Below are 6181 nucleotides of genomic sequence, written 5' to 3' on the forward strand. Positions count from 1 at the left end.
CCAGTGATCACTAGGCGTAGGAACCTTCATGATCACTGATGTCTGTGCCCGTCTCCTACCCGCCCGATCCCCACTGACCTATTTGCGCGGCCTCTAAGTCTCTGTCCGTTCTGGATTCCGGGGCGAGGCACACATTCTTGGTTCGCATGCGGGCCGCCACTTCTGATGGTCTTGGCTGCCGTCCGTGACCGTAGTGGCTCCGTCGGGCATTTGCGGCCAGTCCGTTACACGAGCGGAAGTATTTCTCCGATGGCTCCGGCTCAACTACGGTGGCAACGCACCATAGTGGCAGGGCTCCGGCAAGGTAGTTGTATGTCGGGTTTTAATACGCGGCGAGCCCTCGTGCGAACGCGGCCATCTGCCCTTTCGTCAGGTCGCCGGCGTCTTCACGACCGCAACCGGGGTGGCGGTGGAGTGGGGTGGGACTGATGACGCCGGCCCGGCGAAAGGGCAGTGGCACGGTTCGAGCCGGGTCAGCGTGTGGGGGCGAGCCGCCCCGCCAGGGTCGGCACCACGATCGCGGCGGCGACGGTGTGCAGCGTGATCAGGGTGGCCGCGGAGCCGGCGTCGAATCCGAACGTGAGGTCCGGGACGACGGACAGCGCGGTCAGGGCGACCGCTGTTCGCACGAAGGTGCGCCGTGGCCGGCGTGCCTTGCGCGCCATGACGGCGGCGATGCCGACGCCGACGAGCGAGAAGACCAGCGTCAGCTGCGCGAACCCGGCGATCGGGATGCTCGCGCCGGTGCTGTCGGCGAACGAGATCCCGGCGGCCGACGCGACCGCCGCGAGGACGGTCGTGGTGACCGAGGCGACGACGGCTGCGGCGATGCCGTGCTTCCACACCGGCTGTCGCTCGGTGGCCGGGGCCGGCGCGTTGGGGGCTACGCGGGTGGGGACCTGGTTGGTGGACATGTCGGGCTCCGTTTCCTCGGCAGGTCGCCCGGTGCGACCCGCTCACACCCATTCCACGAACGGGCGGGTCCGGATTCGACAGGTCGCGAGAAGAAAGTTCTACGGGTCGGTGCGCGGTGACGCAGCGTCGGGACGGGCCGGCGCGGGACCCGGCTGTGACGCCGGCGCAGCCAGTCGGGTACGCCCTACACGAAGGCGCGGCTGAGCACACGAACGTCCTGTGCTTGGCGCAGGACGTGCGGTTGGCCGACGAAGAACACGATCGCAAGGTTTCCGGGGCAGGTTGTCGTATCGGCAGGACGCCGTTCGTGGTGAGGTGGAAGGCAGTCATCGGGACCGCCGGAACTGAGGAGATGTGGGATGACGCACTACCTGCTGGCCGTGCACGGCCCCGCCGAGATGGACGAGTTCGGCAACTACGGCTCCAAGGAGGAGATGGAGGAGGCGTTCGCCGCGACCGGCGCCTTCAATGACAAGCTGCACGCCGATGGCTACTGGGTCTTCGCCGGTGGGCTTCAGCCGGCGTTGACGGCGACCGTCGTGGACGGCCAGGGCGAGACGCCGGTGATCACCGACGGCCCCTACCTCGAAACCAAGGAGGTCATCGGGGGCTTCTGGGTCATTGACGCACCCGACCTCGACGTGGCGCTCAAGCTCGCGGCCGAGGGGTCCAAGGCGTGCCGGGGCAAGGTCGAGGTCCGTCCGTTCGACGGCCTCGCCTGAGCCAGCGCGACCGGCGACTATCGATGCAGCCCGCAACGGCGGCCGTCGAGCGGGTCTTCCGCGAGGAGTACGGCCGCCTGATCGCCTCGCTCGTCCGCCGCTTCGGTGACATCGACATCGCGGAGGAAGCGGCGGGCGAGGCGCTCGTGGCCGCGCTGGAGAATTGGCCGGAGTCCGGCGTACCTCCCAACCCCGGCGGCTGGCTCACCATCACCGCGGGCAACCGCGCGATCGACCGGATCCGCCGGGAGAAACAGCGCGACGCCAAGCATCAGGCGGCCATCATGTACCACGACGACACGCCCCACGAGCCCACCGGCCCAGTCGAGGACGACCGGTTGCGGCTGCTCTTCACCTGCTGCCACCCGGCGCTGGCACCGGAAGCGCGGATCGCGCTGACGCTCCGGCTGCTCGGTGGGCTGACCGTGGCCGAGATCGCGCAGGCGTTTCTCGTGCCAGAGACCACGATGGCGCAGCGGATCACCCGGGCGAAGAAGAAGATCTCGTCGGCGAAGTTGCCCTACCGGGTGCCCGAGGCCGCCGACCTCCCCGAGCGGCTCGGCGGCGTGCTGGCGGTGCTGTTCCTCGTCTTCAACGAGGGCTACCTCGCCACCGGCGATGGCGACCCGATTCGAGCCGAGCTCACCGGCGAGGCAATCCGGCTGACGCGGATCCTCCGCCATCTGCTCCCCGAGGAGCCGGAGGTGGCCGGTCTGCTCGGGCTGCTGGTGCTCACCGAGGCCCGGCGTGAGGCCCGCGTGCGGAATGGGCAGCTGGTCCCGCTCGATGAGCAGGACCGCGCCGGCTGGGACCGCGCCCTGATCGACGAGGGCCACGACCTGGTCCGCGAGTGCCTCGCGATCAACCGACCCGGCCGCTACCAGATACTCGCCGCGATCAACGCCGTCCACACCGACGCCCCCACGGCGCCGGACACTGACTGGTCACAGGTCGTCGCGCTGTACGACCAGCTGACCCGGCTCGACCCGTCGCCGATCGTCGCACTCAACCGCGCGGTCGCGGTCGCCGAGCTGGACGGCCCGGAGGTCGCTCTCGCTCTGGTCGACCGGCTGCCGCTCACGGGCTACCACGCGTGGCACGCCACCCGCGCCGACCTGCTCCGCAGGCTTGGCCGGAGCGCCGAGGCGAAGGAGGCGTACGACGCCGCGATCGCCGCCACCCAGAACTCCGCCGAGTGCGCCTACCTGAGCAGGAAGCGCGGCGAGTTGGTCTGAGAGTGCGTTTGCCGGCGTCGTAGCCGATCGCCTCGCCGCCCTGGTGGCTGTGCCCATCAGTCAACGACGACTCGACGCCGGCTTACAGACACAGCGACACAGACGTGATCTTCGCCGACACAGTCAGCGAAGATCACGTTGAGGTATCACAACACTCTCTCAAGCCTCCGCGACGCCTCGGCCGACTGCCACCTCCGCAGCGCGTCCTTGATGCGCCGATTCTCGGCGCGGGCCTCGTCCCGCTCCCGGGACCGTACTCTCAGCTCGTAGGCGAGCCGGTGCAACAGCGCGTCGACCTCGTCGACCCGGTAGCCGCGCCGGCCGCGCCGGGCCAGCGGGATCGGCACGGCAACGATCCGCTCCGGGGTGAGCGGCCCGTCCAACGCGTGGCGGCTGCGATAGACGGTCATCGCCACGGGATCCGTTCCGGCAGGTGGATCCGCTCGGCCGGCACCCCGGCGGCGAGCAGCCGCAGCCGCGACCCGGCCAGCATCGCCGGCGGCCCGCACACGTACACCGCCTGGTCGGGGCGCAGGTGGTCGAGGGCGACGGTGAGCGCGTCGCCTCGCTCCCCCGGCTCTGCCAAAGAATCGTGGGAGAACGCCGGCACGATCGTCAGCCAGTCGTGGCGCAGCTTGTCGAGGGTGACCGCGTCGTACAGGCTCTCCACCGAGCGGGCCCCGACGACCAGGGTCACTCGCCGGCCGCCCGGGTCGGCGGCGACCTGCTCGATGAGGGCGCGCAGCGGCGCCAGCCCGGTGCCGCCAGCCACCAGCAGCAGCAGCAGCAGGTCACCGTCGACCAGGCTCAGCCCGGTGTCGACCGGCGGGCCGAGGTGGAGCTGCTCGCCGGGGCGTACCTCATGAACCAGGCTGGTGGAGACGGCGCCGCCGCGCACCGCGCGGACGTGCAGCTCGACGGTGCCGTCCGGGCGCGGCGCGTTCGCCGGGCAGAGCCAGCGCCACCGCCCAGGCCGGCGCGGCGAGCAGACCGGCACCGCCTGGCCGGGCCGGAACGGCAGCCGCCGCCACGGCCGTACCGTCAGGATGGCGACCCCGTCGCAGGCCCGATCGTGGCCGATCACCTCGGCCGGCCACCAGGCCGGGCCGTCACCCACCCGCCCGGCGACCCGCTCGACCTTTTGCCAGGGCACCGTGGCCTGTAGCGCGTCGTCGATGACGGCGGCGTGCGCCGGGCGCAGGCCAAAGCGACGGTACGCGCGGCCGAGCACCGCCAGCAGCGCCAACCTGTTGGGGCGGTCGTCGGGTCCGCTCACGAGCTGGTGCAGCGCGGCGTGGAGCAGTGGGGCCTCCCGCTCCGGCAGCAGGCCGGGGCAGCGGTTCTCCACCGCCTCCCAGAAGCTGGCGGCGCTCACGGTGGCCTGCGTTTCCAGCACCCCGGTCAGGTAGTCGACCGCGCGCCGGTGCTGCGCCTCCGACCAGCCCAGGCACGGGATCTCGGGCTCGCCGCCGGTCACGCAGGTCAGCGACCGCGCCAGGTGCGCCTTCAGCCGGTCCCAGTCCACCCCAATCAGGTATGGGGACAGGTCCGCGTCCGCCGCCACCAGGCTCAGCCAGCGGGCGACCGCCTCGCGTGCTTCCGGCTCGGTCATCGGGTCTGGTCCTTGGCCTCGCTCCGATTTTCCATTTGGAAAATGCTCCCGGTCAGCTGTTCGGCGGTGAGGCCGGCGGCGTCGAGGGTGGCGTGGCCCCAGCGGGCCAGGCGGCACGGGTACGGGACGCGTTCGCTGCGGCAGAGCAGGCCATGCGGCCACGGCTCCGGCGCGTGGACGCGGACGGCCCGTGTGGCGAGGGCCAGGTCCTCATCGGTGACCGGGGTGAGGACGGGAAAGTCGGCGAGTACGGCGGACATCGGTGGGCGCCTCCGGCGGTGTGATGCGTGGAGCGGCACCGGGGCGGGCGGGGACGGCGGATCCGCGATCGGGGGACGCGGTATCGCCGGAGCCCAGCACCCGCCCCGGGCCATGCGCCCAGCCTCGGCGTAGTGCTGACCAGGAACCACAGCGCCGAAGGGGCCTGTATGGCGCAGAAATGAGGCGCCTGCGTACCCGCCCGATCGACGGAGTGTTACTACAGTGGCGGCAGAACGGAGGGAGATCGGGCGTGGCCCTGAAACGACACCGGCTCTGTCAGCGGCGCAAGGCCCTCGGGTACAGCCAGGAGCGCCTGGCCGGCATCCTCGGCGTGGAGCGGTCAACCGTGGTGCGCTGGGAAAACGCCGAGACTGATCCGCAGCCATGGCACCGAAGTCGGATCGCCTCCGCGCTGGGAGTTACGCTCGAACAGCTCGACGACATGCTCGTCGACGTATCGGTGGCAGCGCATCGAGGGCAGGCCATGGGAGACGACGCTCGGGATCCCGCTTCCGCTGCTGCTCGGCCTGAGCTGCTGAGCGGCCTCCGGGCGTTCCTCACCAGTTATTTGGCGGCCCCGGCTCGGCCGGCTCAGTCGCTTGTCGAGGTGCGGCGAGCTGTGGGCCGGGTGCACAGCCTCTACCAGCGAGCGAGCTACACGTCGGCAGCCCGCCTGCTGCCGGATGTGCTCGGCCAGGCGGCGGAGTTGTCCAGCCGGTCGGCCGGTCTTCATCGCAGGAGTGCCTTTCGGCTGCTCGCCGCCGCCTACATTGCTGCGTCGAAGCTTGCTGGGAAGGTCGGTGACGGCGAGACCGCCATGCTGACCGCCGATCGGGCTTCCACCGCCGCAAGATTCGCCGACGACCAGGCGTTGGCGGCGGTCGCGGCGTACCAGGCAGCGTGTGGTCTCACGCGGCTGCCTGGGAGAGCGGCCGAAGCCGAGCAGGTCGTGCGGACCAGCATTGAGCGCTTGGCCTCTACTGGGCCCACGACCGATCCTGACCTGCTGTCCGCTCAGGGAGCCCTGCTGCTTCGGGCCGCAGTGATGACAGCTGGGCAGGGCAAGCCGAAGGATGCAGCTCGGTTCCTAGCGCAGGCCGACGGGCTGGCGACGACGCTCGGTGCTGACCGCAACCGGCTGTGGACCGGCTTCGGGCCGACGAACGTTGTCATTCACGCGGTCTCCGCAGCAGTCCGAGCGGGGAGTGCGGATCAGGCCCTGGAGATCGGGACGCGCCTCGATACCTCCCGACTGCCGACGGTGCTGGTTGGCCGCAGGGCACAGGTTCATGTCGACCTGGCGGCAGCGGCGATGATGTCGGCTCGCGACAGGTCGATATCCAGAAGCAAAGCAAAGTTAGTTGATCTTTGTTTGGCCTGGTGAGGTGTGCGCTTACGGGTCGGCCCAGGGGTGGTGAACAGGCACGGCCTTCCTA

General features: G+C 70.5%; 7 protein-coding genes. 3 read left to right on the plus strand and 4 right to left on the minus strand.

Annotated features, from left to right (window positions below; all coding sequences use genetic code 11):
• Positions 1–473 precede the first annotated feature (473 nt).
• Positions 474–914 (minus strand): DUF6069 family protein, encoded by a 441-nt coding sequence (locus tag ACFYM6_RS35795; protein WP_387281918.1) that lies wholly within the window; start codon positions 912–914, stop codon positions 474–476.
• Positions 915–1274: 360 nt separating this feature from the next.
• Between ACFYM6_RS35795 and ACFYM6_RS35800 the strand changes: the two genes are divergently transcribed.
• Entirely contained in the window at positions 1275–1637 is a 363-nt protein-coding gene (locus tag ACFYM6_RS35800; RefSeq protein ID WP_387281920.1) for a YciI family protein, read from the plus strand.
• A gap of 23 nt (positions 1638–1660) precedes the next feature.
• Entirely contained in the window at positions 1661–2872 is a 1212-nt protein-coding gene (locus tag ACFYM6_RS35805) for an RNA polymerase sigma factor (RefSeq protein ID WP_387281922.1), read from the plus strand.
• A gap of 146 nt (positions 2873–3018) precedes the next feature.
• Here the strand turns inward: ACFYM6_RS35805 and ACFYM6_RS35810 are convergent, their stop codons facing one another.
• From ACFYM6_RS35810 to ACFYM6_RS35820, 3 genes are read right to left on the minus strand one after another with little or no spacing between them, the layout of a single operon-like run.
• Complete coding sequence (locus ACFYM6_RS35810; protein WP_387281924.1) at positions 3019–3282, minus strand: hypothetical protein; 264 nt, start codon at positions 3280–3282, stop codon at positions 3019–3021.
• Complete coding sequence (locus ACFYM6_RS35815) at positions 3279–4484, minus strand: FAD-binding oxidoreductase (RefSeq protein WP_387281926.1); 1206 nt, start codon at positions 4482–4484, stop codon at positions 3279–3281. The genes ACFYM6_RS35810 and ACFYM6_RS35815 overlap by 4 nt, the downstream gene beginning before the upstream one ends.
• Positions 4481–4744, minus strand: a complete 264-nt coding sequence (locus ACFYM6_RS35820; RefSeq protein WP_387281928.1) for a hypothetical protein — start codon at positions 4742–4744, stop codon at positions 4481–4483. Before ACFYM6_RS35820 ends, ACFYM6_RS35815 begins: the two co-directional genes overlap by 4 nt.
• A 251-nt stretch (positions 4745–4995) precedes the next feature.
• Here ACFYM6_RS35820 and ACFYM6_RS35825 point away from each other — a divergent pair, with 251 nt between their 5' ends.
• Positions 4996–6129, plus strand: a complete 1134-nt coding sequence (locus tag ACFYM6_RS35825; protein ID WP_387281930.1) for a helix-turn-helix transcriptional regulator — start codon at positions 4996–4998, stop codon at positions 6127–6129.
• Positions 6130–6181: the final 52 nt, after the last annotated feature.

The sequence above is a fragment of the Micromonospora sp. NPDC006431 genome, assembly GCF_042870725.1.
In the GTDB taxonomy this organism is placed as follows: domain Bacteria; phylum Actinomycetota; class Actinomycetes; order Mycobacteriales; family Micromonosporaceae; genus Micromonospora.